This window comes from Campylobacter sp. JMF_06 NA1 (assembly GCF_027737785.1).
GTDB lineage: Bacteria > Campylobacterota > Campylobacteria > Campylobacterales > Campylobacteraceae > Campylobacter_B.
Genome location: NZ_JAOVUA010000001.1, coordinates 1 through 22,791, shown reverse-complemented (window position 1 = coordinate 22,791; position 22,791 = coordinate 1). Strand labels below are relative to the sequence as shown.

Genomic DNA, 22,791 nt, shown 5'->3' with positions numbered 1-22,791 from the left:
CGCAAAACAAAAAATACCAAAGTGCTTTTTCAATATTGTTCATTTTTTTCTTTTTTTTCTTGGATTTCTAACTCATACCAGCCAAATTCATCATTATCAAATTTGCTTGTGAAAAGTGGCCTGAATTTCAAATCGCTTCTGAAATTTTGCCCGTTTTTGAGCGAATTTGAGCGGAAAAACAGAAATAAATTTACGCTTTTAGCGATTTCATTTAGCAAATTTTCCCCGCCTTCAATCATCACTAAGCCCGAATTTAACGCTGTTTGCAAATCATTTGTGATAGCTACTTTGCGACCTGCAACGCCAAAAAGCGGGATAGTTTTGTCAAACTCTCGTTGCCTAGAATAGATAAAAATATCTGGGTTTTTCCAGCTTAAAATCAGCCTAGTATCGAGCTTCGGGCGGTCTGCGCGCACGGTATTTCCGCCAATCATCAAGCTGTCGCAAACGCTTCTTAAATAGTGCGAAAATGTGCGAGATTTGGCATTTGAAATTTCGCCCGTAATCACGCCGTTTGCCGAGAAAGCTAGTTTAAAAAAGCTAAAATTTCCGCCATTTTGCCACTGCAAAAACGGCTTTAAAAGTGCGTCGCACTCATTTTTCAAAACGCCAAATTCCACTTCTACGCCGTTTTGCACTAAAATTTCGCCGCCGCCACTAGCTTTTTCGTTTAAATCCGCCACGCCGATTACGACTTTTTTAAAGCCTAAATTTTTAAGCAAATTCGCGCATGATGGCGTTTTGCCGATATGGGCGCAGGGTTCAAGCGTAACAAAAGCGGTGGCATTTTTAAGCAAATTGCCGTGATTTTGCGTGATAAATTCATAAACGAAATTCGCATTTAAATTTTTAAATTCCAAAATTTTATTTGCAATGCGTGATTTCTCGCCCAAATTCTGCAAATTTTTATCAAAAAAATCGCCGTAAATAAAATTTTCGCTACCGTTTAAAATTTGCATAAAATTTACGCCAAATTCGCTTTCGTAAATTTGCAAAAATTTATTTAAAAATTCATCGCTTATCTCGCAAAGTGCGACAAAAACGGCGTTTGCTTCGGCGTGTAAGAAACCTGCCTTTTTATGAGAATTTATGCTTAAAATTTTGCCGTGCATATCCGCTACCACGCACCCCACAGCAGGGTTTGGAAATGTCAAAATCTGATACCGCCACGCCTCTTGCACAGCCAAATTCATATAAAATTCGTCAGTCATTTTCCAATCTTTTTAGCTCGTCACAACCAAGCTTATAACCCAAATCGCACGCTTTTTTATAATTTTCCTTTGCCACAAAAATATCTTGCGAAGCGCCTTTTCCAAATTCATACATAGTTCCCAAAACACCGCAACTTTGTGGCACTTTTTCATCACAAGAATACTCTAAAAGTTCTTTTGCTTTGTTATAATCTCTATCAATAAAATCATAGTTTTTAAGAAAATTTTCTAAATTTGCACAATTTTCGCCGTCATTAAATTTGCAACTTTTCTCATAAAATTCGGGCGAATTTATAACATCACCCGCCATATTTCCGACCAAATATAAATATCCTAAACTTCCACAACCGTAATTATTTTTAAGATTTTCACACGCTTTTTTATAATATTTATACGCTTCTTTTAAATTTATTTCAAAACCAAATCCATTTTCGTAGTGAAAACCAATCGAATTGCAAGCATTGCTGTTATTTAAATCACAAGCTTTTTTATAGTATTTATTGCCTTTTTCGTAATTTTTCTCATCGTAAGCGTAAATTCTTCCTAGATAATAACAGCTTTCATTATTTTCGCCTGCACAGCCCTTTTTTAGGTAATTTTTGCCTTTGGCAGTGTCAATTGGGATTTTGATTGTTTTATCTAATCCCATGTAAATCATCCCTGAAAGATAGCAAACAAACGACTCGTTTAATTCGCATATTTTTTCCGCATATTTTGTAATTTTCTCATTATCTCTTGGCTTCTCTATGCTGTAATTAACAATTAAAGCCGCACAGCTTATAGTGTGATTTAAATCACAGCCTTTTTTGAAATATTTATTTGATTTTTCGAGCTCTTTATTTGTGCGATAAAAATCCCCTAGTTGATAGCAACTTTCGTTTTGGTCTAAATCGCAACCCTTGCCTAGATAATATGCACCCTTTTTTAAATCGACTTTGTCCTTTTCTAGCACATCGTCTGCACCAATATAAAGCAATCCCGCAAAAAGACATCCAGTTGGTTCGTTAAATTTATCGCAAGTATGAGCCGATATTTTGGCGGATTTGTATATTTCCTTTGGCTCATTTTGAAAATAACTAGCCCGCAAGCTATTGCAAGCCCTCACCTCGCCCAAATCACATGTTTTTTCAAAATACTCTCTTGCTTGTGTGATTTTATTTTCATTTTGCATAATCAAGCCTAGATTATTACAACTTGGCATAAAATCTTTTTGGCAGGCTTTTTCATAATATTTTTTTGCTTTTTCTAAATTTATTTTTGTGTTGTTATCGCCAATTTCATTGCAGTAGCCGACATTATGGCACGATGCAGTGTCACCTAAATAACAAAAAATAATTCTTTGTTTTTCATAACTTAAAAAGAAAAAAAATACAATAACAAAAAGATAAATAAATTTTTTCATTTATTGCCTTGAAATTCGATTTAAATTTGAAAGAATTTTACCACTCAATATAAGTTTTCGCCTTTTTTATATCGCTAAATTTAATGCAAATTTCGCCGTCAGTAGTAGCTAAAAATAAATTTTCATCTTCGAATTTAAGGATTTTTCCGCAAATTTTATCTTTTTCGCTCGTAGTTATTTTAACTAACTCGCCAATACTTTTGCTAAAATGTTCAGCCTTGCTTAGTTTTCTCTCCAACCCAGGACTCGATACTTCTAAAAAATACTCCCCGCTAACAGGCGGTTCGACATCGAAAATCGGAGATAAAATGCGACTTAGTCTTTCGCAGTCTTCTAAGCTCACGCCACCAGTTTTAGTCACAAAAACTCTATAAATCGTTTTGCCGTTTTCGCTAGCTGTTTCGCAATCGTAAAATTCCAGCCCACACTCGCTGGCAAGGGCGTTTAAATCAACCATTTTTATTTAAATCCTTACTAATTTTTTCAAACAAATCGTCCATTTTGTTTTGGTATTCGAGCCTATCGTCGAATTTGAAGTGAAGCGCAGGTGAGCGAAACCAGCCTTCTGCTTCCATACAGTGGTTTTGGATAAAACGGCTTACTTTTTTGAGTTTTGCTAAGATTAGCTCTTGCTCCCTTTCGTCTAAGCCCATTTTATCGAGATATACAAAGGCGTCATAGCGTCCTCTTTTGCACTCGACATCGGTTACGCAAAGCCCGTGCAAAAACTCATCATCAAGCTGCGATAAAGCCTGTGGAATCAGCTCTTTTAGGACACTTGCGGTTCGTAGTCGTCTTACTTCGTGAGCGTTCATAAATCACCTTTATAGCGTGGCTTGTTCTTCTTTTTCTTTGAAGCTTTCGATGAAATCCCCAACGCGCATATCGTTGTATCCGTCGATACCGACACCACACTCGAAGCCCTTAGCAACCTCTTTTGCGTCATCTTTAAAGCGTTTAAGTGAGCTTATGTTTCCTTCGAAAACCACCACTCCGTCGCGGATAACGCGGATTTTAGCTCCCCTTTGAATCGAGCCTTCTGTAACCATACAGCCTGCGATTTGTCCGATTTTTGGCACATTGATGACTTGGCGAATTTCAGCTTGACCAAGGTCTTCTTCTCTGATAATCGGGCTCATTAATCCGCCCAAAATCGCCTTAACATCGTCAAGCAAGTTATAAATGACATTGTAAGTTTTTATCTCTACACCGCGTTCTTTGGCTTTTTCTTTGACTTCGCCAGTAGGTCTGATATTAAAGCCCAAAATCACGCAGTTTTCACTCGCACTTGCCAAACCCACATCGTTTTGCGTGATACCGCCAACGCCTGAGTGTATAATATTTACCTTAACTTCGTCGTTGCGAAGTTTTTCTAAACTTGCCTTAATGGCTTCAAGAGAACCCACCACATCGGCTTTTACGATAACAGGAAGCGATTTTAACTCGCCTTCTGCGATTTTTGCGCTTAGCTCGTCGATTGTAACCTTTGTCGATTTAGATAGCTCTTTTTGGCGTTGGTGTTCGTAAATTCGGCTCGCATACTCTCTTGCTTCTTTATCGCTTCCAACGCCAATTAGCGTTTCTCCGGCTTCTGGGACTTCGCTAAGACCGATGATAACGCCACACTCACCCGGAGCAATCGAGCTTAGCTTTTTGCCTTTATCATCATTTAGAGCCCTAACCTTTCCATACGCCACACCCGCAACTACCGTATCACCCACTTTTAGTGTGCCGTTTTGGACAATGACGGTGGCGACAGGACCACGACCCTTTTGAAGCGAACTTTCGATGATAGTGGCTTTTGCTTGGCGAGTTTTATCGGCTTTTAATTCAAGCAAATCGGCTTGAAGCAAGACGATTTCAAGCAAATCCTCAATTCCCATACCTGTTTTAGCCGAAATCGGCACAAATTCATAGCTTCCGCCCCACTCGGTCGGCATTATATCAAGCTCTGCTAGACCTGTTTTTACCAAATCAGGATTTGCGTTTTCTTTATCCATTTTATTGATAGCGATGATTATCGGCACACCGGCAGCTTTGGCGTGATTTACGGCTTCTTTTGTTTGTGGTTTTACGCCGTCATCTGCCGCAACCACGATGATAACAATGTCGGTAACTTCTGCACCCCTAGCACGCATAGATGTAAATGCTTCGTGTCCCGGGGTATCGATAAATGTGATATTTCGTCCATTTTTCTCGACCATATACGCACCCACATGTTGGGTGATACCACCTGCTTCGCCACTTACGACGCGTGAATTTCTAATGAAATCAAGCAAACTAGTCTTTCCGTGATCGACATGCCCCATAATGGTAATTACTGGCACTCTTGTAGTTAAATTTTCTTCTACGATCTCATCTTCGTAAGCCTTGACATAGTCGAATTCTTCGGCTTCATTTACGATATTTACTTCAATGCCAAATTCTTCTGCCAAAATTTCAATTGCATCTTCATCCAAAAAGTCGTTTTTAGTCGTCATCATACCAAGCAAAAATAGCTTTGAAATGATTTCGCTAGGCTGTTTTTTGATTTTTTCGGCAAATTCATAAACACGAATTTCTTTTGGGATATTTACAGAAGTTACGCTCTGCTCATCATCTTTTTTGACGACTTTTTTATGTTTTTTGCGACTTCCTCGGCTAATACCCGTATCGTTCCCGTAAAACTGCGTTTGCGAACCTTTGTAGATATTTGGTTGATTTTTGGTTTTTGTTTTGTTTTCGACTTGAATAGGCTTAACGGTGAGATCCGGCAAAACTACCATATCTTCATCATCATCGATGACTATGTCGGCTAGTTCGTGGTCGCTAACCAAATCTATTTTTTGGGTATCTTCTTTTTTAGAGACAGCGATTTTTTTCTTTTCGGCTTTTTTCTTTTTCAAATTTAGCTCAGCGTTCGAAAAAATCGCCTCCAAGCTAGCACTTACCTTTTCGCGGCTTTCGCTTGGTTTTTCCACCTTTGGTGCTTCGGTGTCTTTTTTCTTTTTGACTATCACCAAACCACGGCGCTTTTGCAAACTCTCGCTAGCTAGGCTCTCGCCACTATTTATTTGAGGGGTTTGCGCTTCGGGCTTGGATTTTGGCTCGGTTTTAACTTCGGCTTTTGCTTCGATTTTCGTTTCGCTTTTTGGTTGAGAGTGCAGCTTTTCCTCTTTTGGCTCAGATTTTTGCGCCTTTGGCTCAGACTTTGGCTCTTTGCTTTGAGAATTTTCAACCTTTGGCTCTGTTTTTTTGCTCTGAGTTTTTTTAGGCTCATCTTTTTTGGTTTCGCTCTGCTTTTTTGGCTTCGCAGGAGCTTTTTTAGCACTGGATTTTGGCTTTAAAGACTCTGGCAAAATTCCTGTTTGAATATACTCATATATAGCCGCTGCTTCTTCGTTGCTTACCTTGTTTGACGCGGTTTTGACCTTAGTATAGCCCATTTCTTGCGCTTTTTCGATGATGTCTTTGCTTGCGTATCCAAGCTCAGCCGCGATGTCACTGATTTTAACTCCCTCAGCCATTTAAAACCCTCTCCTTAATAATCTCAAAATTTTCATATTTTCTAAATTTTGATAAATATTTAATAATTTTTTCTTTTTGATTTATACATTGATTGCAAATATAAAATTGCCGTTTTGAATTTTCTTTTTTGAAATTTTGCACAAAGGCATTAAGCCCCGCCTTAGCAAATCTACCTCTACAAATAACGCACATTCTTATCGGTTTATTCATAAAATTATATCTTACTTTTTCTTAGCTAATATTAAAGCCGTTATTATCTATATTTAAAATTTCTACCTTGAAATTTTTAAATTTATCCGCCAGCGCATTTTTTATCTTTTGCGCGTCGCCAGCATGGGCTAAATTTAAAAATGTCGAGCCACTACCGCTAAGCGAACTCATAATCGCGCCATTTGCGTAAGCCACTTCGCGCACGCTAAATAGCTCAGGTAGCGCACTCATACGCACCTCCTCGTGCATTTTATCCACACAAGCAAGCCTTAGGCTATCATAATCTTTTTTCATAAAACACGCCGTCAAAAACGCAGCGTGTGAAAGGTTGCTCACACAATCTTTGATAGTAAAACTCTTAGGCAATTTTCCACGAGATTCGTTTGTAGGCATTGGCGTATCTGGGATAACGACGATAGCCTTGATATCAGCATCGATCTCGCACTTTTGCGAATAGACATTTTTGCCAGAAGTTATGCTCGAAACAAACCCGCCATAAGTCGCTGGGGCGATATTGTCAGGGTGGTTTTCGTATTCTAGGGCGAGATTTAAAATTTTGCCCCTATCCACGCTAAATCCGCGCATATAATACGCTGCCGCGATTGCTCCGACTATCACAGCCGACGAGCTTCCAAGACCGCGCGAAAATGGGATATTGTTTTGAAATGAAATTTTGAAATTTTGGTTTGGATTTCCGCCTAGTTTGGTATAAATTTCGCGGAAAATGTTTAAAAACGCATTATTTTTTTTAAGCCACGCCTTTTCGCTTCCATATCCGTTTAACGAGATACAATGAAAGCTGTTTTCGCAAATCTCTACTTCGTTAAAAAGCTCTAAACTAAGTCCTAGTGCGTCGAAGCCTGGTCCCAAATTTGCGCTGGTGGCGGGAATTTTTATAATCAAATTTTCTCCTAAACTGCATCAATAATGTAATTTGGTAGTATATCATTGCTTTTATTTAAAGTTGATAAATTTTGCGGTAATTTCATAGGAGCAGGCTCTAATTTTGCCATTTTTATCTCGCCATTTTCGTAAATGTATGAAAATGCCTTGTTCGCCCTGATTGGCAAAAATCCATTTAGCTCAAATCCACTGACCGCGTAAAGTGGCAAATTTAGGGCGATACTAAGCGTTTTTAGCATTACAAAGCTAACTTTTATACCCATAAAAGAGCCGGGTGTGTTCGCATAGATAAGCTCTGAAATTTTATACTCTTTTAAAATTTGAGAAAATTTTTCTACCAAAAATTCATCGGCTTTTTGCCCTGGCGCGCTAGAAAATTCTAAAATTTTGTCATTTTTCTCGTAAATACCGACAAGCACGGGCGAAGTGAGTGCTACGACTAAAACGCTGATTTCTTTGATGATTTGCCCTTACGCGAAAGCTTTTTGATACTCTCTTACGATTTGTGCGTTTAGCTCGACTAATTCATAATTTTTAGCGTCGCTAAAAACAGCCTCGGTGAGCTTGTGATTTAAATCATGGCTTCCAGCAAATGATGTGTAATCGCCCAAAATAGGCGCTCCACTAAGTGCCAAATCGCCAATAGCGTCTAAAATTTTATGGCGGACAAATTCGTTTTCATAGCGCAAACCCTCTGGGTTTAAAATTTTATTATCGTCGATTACGACGGCATTTTCTAGGCTTCCACCAAGTGCTAAGCCCATAGAACGAAGTGCTTGAACATCTTTTAAAAATCCAAATGTTCTAGCCCTAGAAATTTCTTTAATATATGCTTTTTTGCTAAATTCAAAGACATGGTGCTGTGTGCCGATAATCGGATTTGCAAATTTAATCGTATAATCAAATTTAGGCCTTGCACTTGGGCTTAGGCGGACGAATTTATCGCCCTCTTTGACCTCGACATCGCGTTTGATGATAATGACTTTTTTATTCGTATCTAGCTCTTTGATCCCAGCCTCGTCCAAAAGCATACAAAAACTCGCCGAGCTTCCGTCCATTACAGGGATTTCGTTCGCATCGACGATAATTCGGATATTGTCGATTCCATAGCTTGAAATCGCGCTCATTAGGTGCTCTATCGTAGAGACATAGCCCTTTTCGTTGCCCACGACAGTGGCCATTTGGGTATTTACGACATTTTGGGGCGTTGCTTTAAAACTAATTCCAAGGTCGCTTCTATAAAATACTATTCCGCTACCTGCTTCCAAAGGCTCCAATGTAAGTCTGATTGGCTCACCTTTATGCAATCCGATACCGACACTATGGACTTTTTTAGCTATTGTTCTTTGTCTCATTTTTCCCTCATTTCATTAATTTTTGCATTATAGCGAAAAATTTGAAATTTATTTTCCTTTTTCGATAACTTTTTTCGCACTTTCGAGCACATCGCTCACATTATCCTTGATCCACTTCGGATCCATCCACTCCTCCGGCCTTACTTCCACACCCTGAACCACTATACCAAAGTGCAAATGATCGCCAAAGGCAAAGCCAGTAGCGCCAGTTTGGGCTAAGATATCGTTTGGTTTGACCTGATCGCCCACGCTAAGGGCTGAATTCGAGCAGTGCGCATACACGCCATAAACTCCAAAACCATAATAAACGCCCAAATTTAGGCCATAAATTCCATTATCTTGCAAGAACACGACCACGCCATAATTACTCTCTTTAATATCTGCATTTGCCACGCTAGCAAGATCAAGCCCCATGTGCCAACTCTCGCTAACTTGCTCGCTGTTTAAGAAAAACAGCCTGTGATCGGCGAAACTCGCTACCGCAGCGCCCTTTGCAAGCGGATAAAACGGATGAAGCGAAAACTCGCTTATCATATCCTCATGCACCCTGCTCGTAAATGCGTGCAGATCCTTGGCGTTTTGTTCGCGCAAAGTCTCATTTACAAATTTAAATTTATCCAAATCGCTCATAGAGTTGAAATTTTGCGCATGTTGGCTGGCTAGATCGCTAACCTTGCCTGAGAGAAAATTTTCGCTAAGTTTGATTTGCGAGACTTTGTATTTTTTATCGCTGTAAAAGTAGCGAATCTGCGACGAGCTGACATTGCCAGCCTTGTCGGTTGCTACGATTTCGGCGCGAAATTCATCTTCGTTTGCCGGCCAGGCCACAAGCGAAGCGTAATAACCTTCTTTAACAAACGGCGTAGCTTTGAAAATTTTGCCGTAGTTTGTGCGGATAAAAACCTCATCTAGCATTTCATCGCTAGCGCTGAAAACAACCACAGCCGAGCCGCCTTTGGTGATTTTATACGAATTTGCTACCAAATTTATCAAAGGTTTTTTGTTGTCGATGATTATATTTACGACTTTATCGATTTTGTTGCCTTTGGTGAAATTCCACGCGCTAATATCGCCAGCTTCGATGTGTAGTTTGTATTTTTTATCTTTGTTTAGGATTAAATTTTTTGGAAATTCAACTGCAATTTCTAGCTCTTTTTGGCTTATGCCATACTCTTCATCTTTTAGCGGAATTAAATTTTCCCCGTCATTTAGGCTTACTTTTATTGATTTTACGCCTGTGTCATCTGAAATTTTAACCTTCAAAGGCGAGATTAAATTCCAGTAAATTTCATCTGCAATTTCGATTTTAGGGGGATTTTGTTCAAATTTAGGCGAGGTTAAAAAATGAAAAACTCCATAAGCTATCGCCAAAGTTAGTATTAAAAAAATGAAAATTTTAGGATTTATTCTGCTTCGATTTCTATACATAAATTACCTTGATTTTAAATTAAAGCCTGATTTTACTGAGTTTTTGTAAATCGTAAGTAAAGGATTGGTTAAATTTCATTAAGGCTAAATTTTGGGTAAAAGTGAAATTTACCCAAAATTTACGCCAAATTTTAGTTAAATCTAGCTCCAATGCTAAATTCGAAACTATTTGTTTTATCGTGTGGTTTTTCGTTAAGCGGTTTTGTGAAATACAGCTGCAACGGCCCCATCGGTGTGAGCCACTCGATACCAGCACCTGCGCTATATCGCTCTTCCTCGTTCCAGTCATTGTCGCCTATCATACCATAATCGAAAAATGTTACAAGGCGCATTTTCATACGATCGATTAGCGGGAAGCTTAGCTCGACCGAGTTGTTGAAGCTTTGCATACCGCCGGTTTCGACATAACGGCAGCTACCATTGGCTACGCAAATTTCTTTACGCGGAATAGATCTAGAATTATATCCTCTCACCGTCCTAATACCACCTAGGAATAGTTTTTCGTTGATTGGAAGCGGATCGCCTCTATCCCAAACATATCCAGCCGCAGCTTTGTAGCGGAAAATCAAATCGTAATCGATATAATCACGCAATCCAAAGTAGTAATTAAAGCTTCCTTTGGCTTTGGTAAATTCGATATCTCCGCCAAGTCCAGCGTATTCTAGGCTAGCTGTGGCTATGATACCGCTTCGTGGCAGATAGTAATCATCTGTGCTATTGTATGTAAGTGCCGGTGTAATCGAGCTTTTTATGCTTTCGTGGTTACGATAACCAGCGGCTGCGTAGTATTCGTTTAGCCCTTCGATTTCTGTCTTTTCTAGGTAGTATGTCAGACTTGCGCTTAAATTTCGTCCTAGCTTTCTGCCAAGCGTCAAAGCAAATCCATAAGATTTCTCCTCGTAATCGTCCCAATCATAGTCATTAGCAAAGACCATACCACCTAGGCTGTATTCTGAATCGAAAATTCTAGGATTTGTAAGGCTTACTCTACCGCTTAATTTATCATCTGATTTTTCTACCGATACTGAGCCACTTAGTCCTGTTCCAAAGACATTTCTATCGCTAATTCCACCACTTAGTAGCAATCCATCATCGCTACCATATCCGATACCGCCTGTAATCGAGCCGGTTGGGGTTTCTTGGACTACGACTTCTAAATCTAGCTGATCGTCGCTCACCCTAGTTTCTTTGATTTCGACATTTTCGAAATATCCCGTGCGTTTAAGAGCCGCGATAGAATCAGCGTAATCGGTTCTGCTAAATAAATTTCCCTCAGTTAGATACATTTCGCGTCTAACGACTTTATCTTCTGTTTTGTCGTTGCCAGAGATTGTTACATTTCTGATATAAACTTTATTTTCAGGTATGATTTTATAAGTTATGCCTATGGTTTTAGCCTCTCTGTCTTGATCGGTTTGCGGGACGACCTTGACATAAGCATATCCTTGATCGGCGACTAAGGTTTCGATTTTTTGGATATCACGACGCATCCAGTCCGAATTCATCGTATCGCCCTTTTCGAGTTTTAGATCGCTTATGACCTTTTCTTTATCCATAGTTACATTTTCTGGGCAGTCGATATCTATACTGCTGACCTTATAACGCTCGCCCTCTGTTACATAATATGTCAAATCCGCGGTATAATCGCCAGTATCGGCATTTACGATTGGGGCAGATACCCTAGCATCAAGGTAGCCTTTTTTGTAGTATTCTTCTTGGATTCTATTTGCGTCGTTTGGCAACTCATTAGCTTTTAGCTGTCCGTCGTTAAAGCCCCATAGCCAGCCAAATACTTCGCGTTGTTTGTTTGAAACAGCTGGTTCGATATCATCATAATCTAGCTTTTTAGCGCCGATCAAATTTACCTTTTCGATGATGATATTTTCGCCTCTATTGACATCGACTATGACATGCACGGCGTTTCCTTCGCTATCAAGCGGTTTTGGGGTAACTTCGACAACAGTGTCAAAAAAGCCCTTTACTTCGTAAAATTGCTTGATTCTAGCGGCAGCGTTTTTTGCCAAAACCTCATCATAGACCTGTCCTGGGCGAAGTCCGATTAGATTTTTGATAGCGTCTTGGTCGTTTGTAACGACATTTTTGATATCGACTTTGGCCACGCTTGGTTTTTCTTTTACGCTAATTGTTACATTTCCGCCCTGTTCGCTGATATACACATCTTCGAAATAGCCCTGAGCAAAGAGATTTGAGATCGCTCGGTTTGTATTTTCGCCTGTGATTTGATCGCCTATTTGTAGGCCAGAAATAGCAGCTGCAACTTGCGGAGATAGGTGTTTTAAACCCTCGAATTTAATAGTTTGGATTTGCGCTGCGCAAGCAACAGAAACCCCACCTAATAATAAAAACAAACTTTTTCTCATAAAATTTTACCTAGAAATGAAAATAATTGCGTATAATAGCATATTAAAATTAATCAAAAAGAATTTACAAAGGAAAATTATGAAAATAGGCATTATAGGCTTAGGTTTGATAGGTGGCTCGCTCGGGCTTTGTATGAAAAAATCAAAGATTATTAGCACGGTTAGCGGATATGATATTTCTAGGGAAAACGAAAAAGAGGCCTTGGAACTGGGGCTGGTGCATGAAATTTTAAGTATCGAGGAAATGAAGCAAAAATGCGATGTGATTTTTCTAGCAATCCCAGTCGAGGCGATTATCACGACGCTAGCCCAGCTAAAAGACGCGCGTAAGGAAACCACAATCATCGATTTAGGAAGCACGAAATTTAAAATTTTGCAAAGTTGCCCGCCAGAGATTAGAGGAAATTTCATCGCCGCTCACCCTATGGCAGGCACGGAAAACTCAGGCCCAAGCGCGGCGTTTTCAGAGCTACTAAACGGCGCAGTAGTCGTCATCTGCGACGATAACAACGCCGATGAAATACATGTCAAACGCGCGGTTGAAATTTTTTCGTTTGCGGGTATGAAAATTGTCTTTATGGACGCGCTCAGCCACGACCACCATGTGGGGCTCATCTCGCACCTGCCACACGCGATTAGCTACTCGCTCGTAAATAGCGTCTTAAAAGAGGAAAATCGCCGAAATATCATAAATTTAGCCGGCGGAAGCTTCACTGGCATGGCAAGAATCGCCAAATCAAGCCCTGAAATGTGGGTCGATATCTTCAAACAAAACAAAGAAAATTTGTTAAAATCAATAGAGTCTTTCAAAAAAGAGCTTCAAATTTGCACCGATATGATAGAAAACGAAAAGTGGAGCGAGCTAGATAGCTGGATGCACAGCGCAAGGACACTGCGCGAGATTTTGTAAATTTGCCTGATTTGTCGCGCAAGCAATCTACGAGTTTGAAATTTATCTAAATTTTACTAGATTGCAACGCTAGGCTCGCAATGACGCGGTTGTAATATTTTGGTTATTTTTTCTCACTGCAATGGTTAATTAAAGGATTAAAAATAATGAAATTAGATAAAAATATAAAATTCGGTGGGCAAGGATACTCACCCTACGGCACTTTATTTTCAAATTCATTCATTTTTCCATAATTATCTCTTTCGGCTAAGAAAAGAGTTAAAATTTCTGCCGTTTCTGGTGTATGGCTTAAAGTTTCCACTATAATTTTATAATCTCCCTTATAAAGTCCTACTGCAAAACATTTTTTTGAAAAAACTTTTGCGGTTAAGCGATTATGGTGTGAAACTTTTGTTGTATCACATACAAATTCAAATGGATATGTTCTATTGTAATCTAAAACTGCATACATATCTTCGTTTATTCCGTCAGTATATTGCTTTATAATATTTTTTTCATCGTGCGAGATAATATGAAATTTTAAAATTATTTGGCTTGGTTTGCACTCCAAAGCATAATCTGAGCTATGGTAATTACGACCGTATATTCTCATTAATGGTAATTTTTCGCACTCTTCTTTTTGATATTCTTCATAAGTGTATTTTTTATCTATTGAATATGGATTTTTTTTATCAGTGTGATACTTTTTCCATAGTTCATTATAAATTTTATTATATTTTTCTCTAAATTCTGCCCTATCATCGTAACCAAGCCCAAATCTATAAAACCCACTATCAGCTACTGAAATGTTCATTTCAAATTTATTGCCTTGTTTGGAAACATCAATTTCTTTTTCTATTCTGTTCTCGTAATATTTACCCAAAACGGCATAGTTATGACCTTTTGCTTCAAGTTTAGCACCGATTGCATAAGTCAATCCACTAAACCAAGCTACGAAATATATAAGCATTAATAATAAAATCACAAGAAAAAAATTTCTTATTTGGTTGTTTGTCATAATATCCCCTTTTTTCACAAAAATCTAAATTTTCCAAATTTAATCCTTTTTATAAAATCTCGGTCAGTATCGTTGATACTGAATTTTTAAATTTACAAATTTAAACTATTTCTGTTTTTGTGGCACCAAATTTAATTCTTTAAATTCATTGCCACAAATTTAAAATTCAAGGTTAGTGTTGTTGTAAAATTTCAAAACTTCGTTCAATGATAAATTTAGATTAAATTTTGCTTCGAATTTTACTGGATTGCACGATGAGCGCGTCATCTCGCAACGACAAAAAACCAAAATTTAAAAAAACTCCAAAATTTTATCTCGCATTAAATTTGCATTTTCTATGTGATTTATCTCTTCGCGAAATGCGCTAGCGTTTGCGTAGCCCTTGGAGTATTCGTGCAGGTGTTTGCGGAAAATCGCCACGCCGTGCGCCCCATAGTGCGCTATCATCTGCGCAAAATGCTCCAAAATAATCTCTTTTTTCAGCTCTGCGCTCGCACTTTGCCCCTGCTTAATCTCAGCGAAAACCCACGGGTGCCCGATACTTGCCCTGCCTATCATAAGCCCGTCTGCGCCGGTCGTGCCTCGCACAAATTCGGCATTTTGCGAGCTAATGTCGCCGTTGGCGATGAGTGGGATTTGCACGGCACCTTTTGCCTGCGCGATTGCGTCGTAATCGACCTGCGCGCTGTATCCACCAGCCCTCGTGCGCCCATGCACCGCGATAAAATCAGCCCCACCTCGCTCCGCCGCGCGCGCGATATTTTCGATATCCACGCTAGCAAAGCCAAGCCTAACTTTCGCGCTTACGAATTTTTTGTTTGAGTGGGTTTTGATGATTTCTAAAATTCGGGCTATCTTGTCCAAATCCAGCAAAAGCGCCGAGCCTGAGTTTTGCTTCACGACCTTTGGCACAGGGCAGCCGCAGTTGAGATCAATCCCGCAAAATCCGTCAAATTTATTCAAAATCAAAACCGCCTTTTTTATCACTTCCTCGTCGCTTCCAGCGATTTGGACGAAAAACGGCTCTTCTGCTTCGTTTTTTTCTAGCATTTTTAGGGTTTTGTCGTTTTCAAACACCAGCGCATTTGCGCTAATCATCTCGCTTATCGTCGCATCAGCGCCGAATTTTTTCACCACACCGCGCAGTGGCGGATCTGAAAACCCAGCCAAAGGCGCCAAAAAAAGCGGTTTTGTCTCGAAAAATTTATTTAAATTCATTGATTGTGTAAAAATGGCGCAAATTTGCAAATTTACAAAATTTGCAAATTTGCGCCCCGAAATTTAGAATATCAGCGAAGCTGGCACTGATTTGCCATTGTCGCGTAAAAATAGCAAAATTTGGAATTTATCAAATTCGTCGCCATCGCTCATGTGAAGTTGCTCTCTTAGCTCATCAATCATACCAAGCTCATATAGCGCATACAAATACGCCTCTGTCGCGCTTGAATTTTGGTTTTTGAGCCTTTCAAAAAAGGTTCTGTATTGCTCCGGATTTAGGTGGTCTTTGAGCTTTTTGGCAAAATAAATGAAGTCTTTGTCGCTGAATTTATCGCTATTTATGAGATTAAACAGCTCCTCGCTACTAACCTCAAACTCGCTCTCATCAGCAGCTCTTTCTACGATACGCTTGATATCGTCGGTGTCTTGGAATTCTTTATAGGTTTTAATCGCGCTATAATCGCCCTTATCGACTAAAATTTTATATGCTTTTTTGGTGATTTGATCGTTATAAACGCCCTTTGTTTTTAAAATTTCGCGCGCATAATCAGGCTCAGCGTCAAGGCGGTTTAGCTCGTTTTGCAAAAACATACCGTTTGATTTAGGGAGTTTGTATTTTTTCAAATCCACGACCTCGCCGTTTTTTACCTTTTCGACGACATCAACTATCTCTTTTAGGCTTTCGTTTTTGATATCAAGCTCGCTACTATCATACCATGGAGATAAAATTTTAGTTATATCGCTTGGATCTTTGAAAAACTCTGTTTTGAAGTTTCTATTTGTTTCAAGCCCTAATAAAACCTCTTTTGTCATCTCATCATACGAGCTTACATCTTTTTGTATAGCGCGGTTTTTGCGATAAACCATAAAACCATAAAAGCCCAAATGACAAAGTGCAAGTATCATATACAAAGCTAATGGCAGCACCACCCACACAGCCACAGGCAGTGTGAGAGAGTATCCAAGCACGCTTAGGGTGTAGCTCGCGCTTTCTTGCGTAAAAATCACAGCTGCGATGATACCGATATATATCACTGAATATACAAAAAATTGTTTTGCCTTCATCATTATCTCCTTTGTGCTTTTTCGGCAAGTTCTTTGCAAGAAATACATAGTCTTGATTCTGGGCGGACTTTTAGCCTTTCTGGGCTGATTGGCTCGCCACACTCCAAACACTCGCCATAAGTGCCGTTTTCAATGCGTTCTAGCGCAGAGACTATTTTATTTAGGCTCTCTCTTTGTTTTAGCCCAATCGAATACTCAATCGTCAAATCCGTATCCATGCTAGCTACATCAATCTCATCTGTCGCTCCGTGCTCTCTAAGCTCTTCGATATCTTTTGTCGCGCTGTTGATATTAGCGCTTAGCTCGGCTTTTCTTTCTTCTAAAAGTTTTTTGTAAATTTTCAACTCACTTTTTTTCATTTTACCCTCACTTATGATATGGATGATTTGCATTTATACAAAGCGCACGAAAAATTTGCTCAAAGAGCATAAGCTTTGCAATTTTATGTGCCAAAGTTAGCTTTGTTAGGCTGATGATTTTATCGCATTTGCCCTTAAAATCATCGCTTAGCCCGTAAGCACCGCCTATGAAAAATGAAACCAAATTTTTCCCGTCTAAAATTTTAGCAAATTCCATACTATCAAGCTCTTCGCCCCTCTCATCAAGGGCGATATTATAACCTTTTAATCTAGGCATATAAACCTCGTCATACGCCCTAAGTGCGCTGGCTCTATCAATCGTCTGAGCCTTTGCGATACTAGCGTTAAAGAAAATTTCATCTTTTATGCTAGCAAATTTAGCCGACATTTTGCGATACTCGTTTAACTCGCTCGCAAATTCGTCGGTGCCTTTTTGTATAGAATTAACGATAATCTGCACTATTCGTCTTCTTCGCCGTGCGTATCAAATAGCCCCTCATCGCTACTATCATCGAGTTGGACTGGGGTATTTGTTAGCATATTTACCATATCGCTTAGATACTGACGCATTTGCGCTCTTGGCACGATAGCGTCGATTAATCCATGTTCTAGCAAAAATTCTGAGCGTTGGAAACCCTCTGGCAAATCTGCTCCGATTGTTTGTTTGATGACCCTTTGACCAGCAAAGCCAATCAATGCACCCGGTTCAGCAATGATAATATCACCTAGCCACGCAAACGACGCACTAACTCCGCCCATCGTAGGATCTGTCAAAACAGAGATAAATGGAATTTTGTTTTCGCTTAAAATTTTAAGCGCAGCCGAAGTTTTGCTCATTTGCATTAGCGAATATGTGCTTTCTTGCATTCTAGCTCCACCGCTAGCTGATACGATAATCAAGGCTTGCTTTTTATCAAGCGCGCGTTTGACGGCTCGCACGATTTTTTCGCCCTCTACTGAGCCAAGGCTTCCGCCCATAAAATTAAAATCAAAAACGACCAATTGCACAGGTTGTTTTGAAATTTTGGCCTCGCCAGCGACGACAGCACTCGTTCTGCCTGTCTTTTCCTGCCCCTCGCTTATGCGTTTTTTGTATGATTTTTTATCAACAAATTTAAGCGGATCAACGGGTTCGAGGGTTTTATCGCACTCTACAAACGAACCTTCATCGCAGATTAGCGCGATTCGCTCATCTGCGCTAAAACGCATGTGATAGTTACATTTAGGACAGACATGGTGGTTTTGTTCCACCTCCTTAAAATACATCAAAGAAGCACAACCAGGACACTTAACCCAATGCGCAGGTGCCTCAGAAGCTTCTGGTTGGGCTCTACGAATCTTTGAAAACAAATCTCCAAAATTCATAATATTCCTTTAATTTTGCAAAATTAAACTCTCAATTTTAACCTATTTTTCTTTATTTAAATTTAAAATTTCGCTAGAATACAACTATGCAAGGATTTATATTAAAAGTAACAAAAATCAAAGACGAAGATTGTATAGTAGATGTGCTATGCGCTGACGCCTTGGTGCGCGCGTATCGCTTTTATGGTGCCAGACACCCAAATATCACACAAGGATACAAAATAGATTTTGAGCTAGTCTCAAACCAAAATTTCCTCCCGCGCCTAAGCAATGTCATGCACCTAGGATACGGCTGGCTCGCAAATAGAGAAAAACTCATTTTTTGGCAGCAATTCATCAGGCTACTGGGCGCACATTTAAAAGACGCAAACGAGCTTGATAAATTTTACTATGAGCTTTTAAATTCCGCTGCTTCGCGCTTTGGCCGCCAAAATCCACGCCGAATAATTATCGAAAGTTACGCCAAAATTTTAGAATTTGAAGGTAGGCTTCACAGCGAGCCATTTTGTTTTTTATGTGATGAAGAGATTAGCGGCGCAGTATCACTCACACGCGGATTTTTGCCCGCTCACGAGCATTGTTTGCACCAAAAAGGCTTTAACTGGGACGAAATTTTGGAATTTTTGCAAAGTCAAAATTCGCTAAATTTAGAAGATGACGCAGTTGAAAGGCTGTATGCTATCACGCTTCAAGGCTTCTAAATTTCGGCTATTTACTTAGCTTTTTATACTCCGAGCATGAAATTTTATCACCCATAGCGCAGGCTCTGGCGTAGTAGTTTTTCGCCCCTTCAATATCGCTTTGACCTTGGAAAATAATGGCTAAATTTCGGCACGAAGTCGCGACATCTAGCTTGCAAAGTCTATCTGTGTAAAAAATCGCTGATTGGATATTTTCAGGCGTGCCTTGGGCTTTAAAATACAAATTTACCAAGGTTTCGCAAGAATCTTTATTGCCGTTTTTGCAGTCATTATCCAGCCTTGCCACGGCTTTTGTGTTTTCTAGCGTTACAAGGGCATTTTCGCAGTATTCGTCCTCGCCGTTTTTGCACAAAAACGCGCGAATTTCACTTAATCTTTTTTTGTTTTTATTCGAAGCAGAGTGCAATCTCTCAGCCCCTTTGCACGAAAGGACATTTTTTTGCTTACAGCCGTTTTCGTATAAATTCAAGGCTGCGTTTTTATCCGCCTTGATTCCAAGGCCGTTTTCTAACATTTGCGCGTAAGCTACGCAGGCATTATCGTGCTTTTTATCGCACGCTTTTTTAAAAAACAAAACCGCGCCCTCGTCGTCTTTGGCAGTGCTTTGCCCCATATAAAGCAAAAGTCCCACCTCATAGCACGCCTGCGCGTCGCCCTTTTCGCACGCGATAAATTTCGTATCTTCGATAGCAAATAAATTTGAGAAAAATAAAAAGATTAAAATTAGTTTTTTCAAACTAACCCCTTTGAAGTGAAATTTGGGCTAAGCTTAGCCCAAATTTGTTAATAAATAGTTTTGATTACGACGCGTCTATTTGGTTTGAGGCACTCTTTTAGCGCGGCACCTTTTTCGCCTGGGCAGAATTTAACCTGATCAGCTTCGCCCATGCCGATAGCTTGGATTTTGCTAGCTGGGATTCCATTTGCGATAAGCTCGTTTTTGACCATATTTGCGCGTTGTTGAGATAGAGTTTTGTTATAAGCGTCGCTTCCTAGCGGATCAGTGTAACCATAGACCTTGACGCTTCTTACCATATTTACATCGATATCTTTGGCGACAGCTGCGATTTTTTCGTGGCCTTCGGCTTTGAGATTATCTTTGTCGAAGTCAAACAAAAAGTCAGATTCTAGCTCGACATTTTGGTTCGGTAGCTGCACAGGGGCTACATCAGCACAACCTTTTGGATTATAAAATGTGCTTCCTACGCGATAATCTTTGTCGTAGATGATTTTAAATTGGCAAATTTTATCAGGATCGCCAGCTTTTTTCTTCAAATTAAATACATAATCCCACTCTCTAACCGCATACAAGCCCTCTTGGTGGTGCGGATGACCGATTAGGAAATAGACTTGGTCTTTGCTCATACCCTTTTCTACTTTGCCTAAATTTTCGGCATTTGGGTGAGTTGGAGCATCAATCCATGTTTTGTTCATATCTAGGAAAGTCACATCGTCCCATTGCATGACGCCATCTTCTGGGATATTGTCGCTTACATGAGTGGTGCAACCACTAAAAAATAAAATTCCAGCCAAACTTAGAGCTGATAGTAATGATTTTTTCATTTTTTACCCTTTAAATTTAAAAAAAGCGAAACCGAAATTCATCGGTTTCGCACTAGGCTACCTTAGAAGTGGAAGCCCAAAGACGCGCCTGCGCCAATGTTGTCTTGTGTATCGACTGAGATAGATGATTTAAATACCCATTTACCATTGTCTGACATTTTTGATAGACCGATAGATAGAGCACCCTCATCTTGATAATAACCAGTACCTACACTTAGCATACCCTTACCAGGGATTGTTGATTGTGGCAAGTTACCGATAGCGATAGCAGAAGCGACACCAGCCCTAGCCTCATCTCTAACATTATCAATTCTTTGATTGATATTTGTTATGTTGTTACCCAAATGCTCGGCGATACCATCGATAGCAGAGTATAGTTGTGAGCCGTTGATTGCATCGGTGCTGTCTGGTCCGATTAGACCAGGTGCGACATTTTGGATACGGCGAGTTTCATCAGCATTACCCACGCTTACTACGCCTTTGACTTGGTTGCCACCAGCAAATTTTTTCTTCATATCGATAACCACTTTCTCGCCTGCTTTATTTGTAGCAGTTACGCTTGCGCTAGTGTAAGCGTTGTTTGTGCCTTTACTTCTAGTGCCTTCGCCAACATAAGCTGTTCTGCTACCTAGGAATAATGAGTCTGCAACTGTGCTAGTTACATTGTTACCAACTACAAATGTATCATTTGTAGATACGGTATTATCATTACCCATAGCGTAGCTTCCAGTTCCAGAGACAGTGTTTGGATCACCAAACGCACCAGAGTTATTACCTGTTACTATATTTCTAGTTCCAACTGAAATTGATTGTTTTCCGCTAGCTTGTGCGCCATTACCAATAGCGATAGATTGCTCACCGCTTGCATTTGCATTATCACCAACCGCTAATGATGATTTGCCACTAGCGTCTGCTTGATAACCAATAGCTGTCGCATGTCCGCCACTGGCTGATGAATCGACAGTATTCTTTCTTTGTTCTTCTGGTTTGAAATTTTCATCTTGATTTGTATGGAAGTATTTAATACCTTGCTCGTTCATCTTAGAAATCGCAGTTACGACATTGTTTGTAACATACTCACCTTTATCTTTGACATTGTAAGTTTTTAGTGTTACGGTATTGCCTTTTTCATCTTTTGTTTGAACTACATTTTTAAATGTATTGCCTTCCTCATCGGTGTAGTTTTCAACAGTGTAGTTACCAACTAGCTCTTTTAGTTGAGATACATTAACTGCATCAGTTGGAGCTGTGCCAGCTGCAACATTTTCTATTTTATTTCCGCCGACATCTACTTTATCGCCTGTGATATTTACATTGTTTTTATCACCAGTAATACTTATACTACCTTTATCCAAAGTAATATCTTTATTTAACGCCAATTCGTAGTTTGTGCTGCCGTCAGAATTTTTAGTTTCAATCATAGCCAAATTTTGTTCTCCATTTTTTAGAGAAACTGTATTTGGAGCCTTGATTTTACCTTCGACTGCTTTTAGTTGATCGACATTAACCGCATCTGTGCCATCAACACCACGAGCAACATTTTTGATTTGAACTGGGCTATCGATTTCTTTGCCGTTGTCATCATAAGTAACCATACTTACAGTACCGTCAGAATTTTGTTTAGTAGCTACTTTCAAATCATAGTTCTTGCCGCCGTCAGCATTTGTTGTCTCAGCAATTTTTACAGAGCCATTTTCTGAGCTAACAGTATTTGGAGCCTTGATTTTACCTTCAACTTCTTTTAGTTGAGATACATTGACAGCGTCATCATCGGCAGTTCCTTTTGCTACATTGTGGATTTGATTTCCACCCATATCAACATTGTTTTTGGTTATAGTTGGACCATTTGCAATAGTCAAACCATCGTTGTTGATAGTAGTATCGCCAGCTTTAACACTTCCGTCTTTTCCTAGGTCAATATTTTGAGCGAGTTTAATGATCAAATCGCCACCCTCATTAACAACGCCGATATTGCCGTTGGTTAGGCTATCTTTACCGGCTGTGTGGTTACCTTTGATATTTTGTTTTTCATTTAGTTTTTTAGCCACTTCGCCGTCATAATCGCCTTGGAATTTCAAGCCGTCTTCCATAGTAGCAACTTGCAATGTAATCTCATTACCTTCGTTATTTGTAGTTTTATAAATAATTCTACCAGGTTCTTTATTATCAAGCGTATCTTTACCCTTAGCTACTGTGATTTGGGCATCTTTACCATC

The 22,791-nt window shown here is 39.6% G+C and carries 22 protein-coding genes; 2 read left to right on the top strand and 20 right to left on the bottom strand.

Translation table 11 applies throughout. The features are described from left to right. Nucleotides 1–29: 29 nt before the first annotated feature. The 11 genes from ribD to bamA all read right to left on the bottom strand — a co-directional run bounded on the left by ribD (nt 30) and on the right by bamA (nt 12,397). Nucleotides 30–1,211, bottom strand: coding sequence for a bifunctional diaminohydroxyphosphoribosylaminopyrimidine deaminase/5-amino-6-(5-phosphoribosylamino)uracil reductase RibD (gene ribD / locus OFO07_RS00110; RefSeq protein ID WP_270870504.1), 1,182 nt, complete (start codon nt 1,209–1,211; stop codon nt 30–32). Continuing rightward, nucleotides 1,204–2,613, bottom strand: coding sequence for a tetratricopeptide repeat protein (locus OFO07_RS00105; RefSeq protein WP_270870503.1), 1,410 nt, complete (start codon nt 2,611–2,613; stop codon nt 1,204–1,206). The genes ribD and OFO07_RS00105 overlap by 8 nt, the downstream gene beginning before the upstream one ends. 37 nt (nt 2,614–2,650) lie before the next feature. Beyond that, nucleotides 2,651–3,070 carry a ribosome maturation factor RimP gene (gene rimP / locus OFO07_RS00100; RefSeq protein WP_270870502.1) on the bottom strand — a complete coding sequence of 140 codons (420 nt, stop codon included), beginning with the start codon at nt 3,068–3,070 and terminating at the stop codon, nt 2,651–2,653. Then, nucleotides 3,063–3,428, bottom strand: a complete 366-nt coding sequence (gene rbfA / locus OFO07_RS00095) for a 30S ribosome-binding factor RbfA (RefSeq protein WP_270859239.1) — start codon at nt 3,426–3,428, stop codon at nt 3,063–3,065. The genes rimP and rbfA overlap by 8 nt, the downstream gene beginning before the upstream one ends. Nucleotides 3,429–3,437: 9 nt before the next feature. Beyond that, on the bottom strand, nt 3,438–6,119 hold the full coding sequence (infB, locus tag OFO07_RS00090; protein ID WP_270870501.1) for a translation initiation factor IF-2: 2,682 nt from the start codon (nt 6,117–6,119) through the stop codon (nt 3,438–3,440). Then, nucleotides 6,112–6,330, bottom strand: coding sequence for a hypothetical protein (locus OFO07_RS00085; RefSeq protein WP_270868165.1), 219 nt, complete (start codon nt 6,328–6,330; stop codon nt 6,112–6,114). Before OFO07_RS00085 ends, infB begins: the two co-directional genes overlap by 8 nt. Nucleotides 6,331–6,351: 21 nt before the next feature. Next, the gene (gene thrB / locus OFO07_RS00080; protein WP_270859237.1) at nt 6,352–7,233 is read right to left on the bottom strand and encodes a homoserine kinase; all 882 of its coding nucleotides are present in this window, start codon (nt 7,231–7,233) and stop codon (nt 6,352–6,354) included. 8 nt (nt 7,234–7,241) lie between these two features. Continuing rightward, entirely contained in the window at nt 7,242–7,652 is a 411-nt protein-coding gene (locus tag OFO07_RS00075) for a glycoprotease (protein ID WP_270866613.1), read from the bottom strand. A gap of 51 nt (nt 7,653–7,703) precedes the next feature. Continuing rightward, the gene (lpxC, locus tag OFO07_RS00070) at nt 7,704–8,588 is read right to left on the bottom strand and encodes a UDP-3-O-acyl-N-acetylglucosamine deacetylase (RefSeq protein ID WP_270859235.1); all 885 of its coding nucleotides are present in this window, start codon (nt 8,586–8,588) and stop codon (nt 7,704–7,706) included. A gap of 48 nt (nt 8,589–8,636) precedes the next feature. Next, nucleotides 8,637–10,016 (bottom strand): M23 family metallopeptidase, encoded by a 1,380-nt coding sequence (locus OFO07_RS00065; protein WP_270870500.1) that lies wholly within the window; start codon nt 10,014–10,016, stop codon nt 8,637–8,639. 131 nt (nt 10,017–10,147) lie between these two features. After that, nucleotides 10,148–12,397 (bottom strand): outer membrane protein assembly factor BamA, encoded by a 2,250-nt coding sequence (bamA, locus tag OFO07_RS00060; RefSeq protein WP_270870499.1) that lies wholly within the window; start codon nt 12,395–12,397, stop codon nt 10,148–10,150. A gap of 79 nt (nt 12,398–12,476) precedes the next feature. Between bamA and OFO07_RS00055 the strand changes: the two genes are divergently transcribed. Further along, nucleotides 12,477–13,307 (top strand): prephenate dehydrogenase, encoded by an 831-nt coding sequence (locus tag OFO07_RS00055; protein WP_270865337.1) that lies wholly within the window; start codon nt 12,477–12,479, stop codon nt 13,305–13,307. 193 nt (nt 13,308–13,500) lie between these two features. Here OFO07_RS00055 and OFO07_RS00050 read toward each other — a convergent pair whose 3' ends face one another. From OFO07_RS00050 to accD, 6 genes are all read right to left on the bottom strand, one after another. Next, nucleotides 13,501–14,322 carry a hypothetical protein gene (locus OFO07_RS00050; protein WP_270870498.1) on the bottom strand — a complete coding sequence of 274 codons (822 nt, stop codon included), beginning with the start codon at nt 14,320–14,322 and terminating at the stop codon, nt 13,501–13,503. 273 nt (nt 14,323–14,595) lie between these two features. Beyond that, the gene (locus tag OFO07_RS00045) at nt 14,596–15,522 is read right to left on the bottom strand and encodes a tRNA dihydrouridine synthase (RefSeq protein WP_270870497.1); all 927 of its coding nucleotides are present in this window, start codon (nt 15,520–15,522) and stop codon (nt 14,596–14,598) included. 63 nt (nt 15,523–15,585) lie between these two features. Further along, entirely contained in the window at nt 15,586–16,587 is a 1,002-nt protein-coding gene (locus tag OFO07_RS00040; protein ID WP_270866610.1) for a LapA family protein, read from the bottom strand. A 2-nt stretch (nt 16,588–16,589) separates the two neighbouring features. After that, nucleotides 16,590–16,979 carry an RNA polymerase-binding protein DksA gene (dksA, locus tag OFO07_RS00035; protein ID WP_270870029.1) on the bottom strand — a complete coding sequence of 130 codons (390 nt, stop codon included), beginning with the start codon at nt 16,977–16,979 and terminating at the stop codon, nt 16,590–16,592. Then, complete coding sequence (locus OFO07_RS00030) at nt 16,954–17,406, bottom strand: 23S rRNA (pseudouridine(1915)-N(3))-methyltransferase RlmH (protein ID WP_270862535.1); 453 nt, start codon at nt 17,404–17,406, stop codon at nt 16,954–16,956. Before OFO07_RS00030 ends, dksA begins: the two co-directional genes overlap by 26 nt. Beyond that, nucleotides 17,406–18,311 carry an acetyl-CoA carboxylase, carboxyltransferase subunit beta gene (gene accD, locus OFO07_RS00025; protein WP_270866609.1) on the bottom strand — a complete coding sequence of 302 codons (906 nt, stop codon included), beginning with the start codon at nt 18,309–18,311 and terminating at the stop codon, nt 17,406–17,408. The genes OFO07_RS00030 and accD overlap by 1 nt, the downstream gene beginning before the upstream one ends. Nucleotides 18,312–18,397: 86 nt before the next feature. Here accD and recO point away from each other — a divergent pair, with 86 nt between their 5' ends. Then, a complete protein-coding gene (recO, locus tag OFO07_RS00020; protein WP_270870496.1) occupies nt 18,398–19,012 on the top strand; it encodes a recombination protein RecO in 615 nt (204 codons plus the stop codon). 7 nt (nt 19,013–19,019) lie between these two features. Here the strand turns inward: recO and OFO07_RS00015 are convergent, their stop codons facing one another. From OFO07_RS00015 to OFO07_RS00005, 3 genes are all read right to left on the bottom strand, one after another. Continuing rightward, nucleotides 19,020–19,748, bottom strand: a complete 729-nt coding sequence (locus OFO07_RS00015; protein WP_270866607.1) for a tetratricopeptide repeat protein — start codon at nt 19,746–19,748, stop codon at nt 19,020–19,022. Nucleotides 19,749–19,795: 47 nt separating this feature from the next. After that, complete coding sequence (locus OFO07_RS00010; protein WP_270859222.1) at nt 19,796–20,575, bottom strand: OmpA family protein; 780 nt, start codon at nt 20,573–20,575, stop codon at nt 19,796–19,798. Nucleotides 20,576–20,637: 62 nt separating this feature from the next. Beyond that, nucleotides 20,638–22,791, bottom strand: a 2,154-nt coding sequence (locus OFO07_RS00005; protein WP_270870495.1) for a YadA-like family protein, incomplete at its 5' end; no start/stop codon positions are given.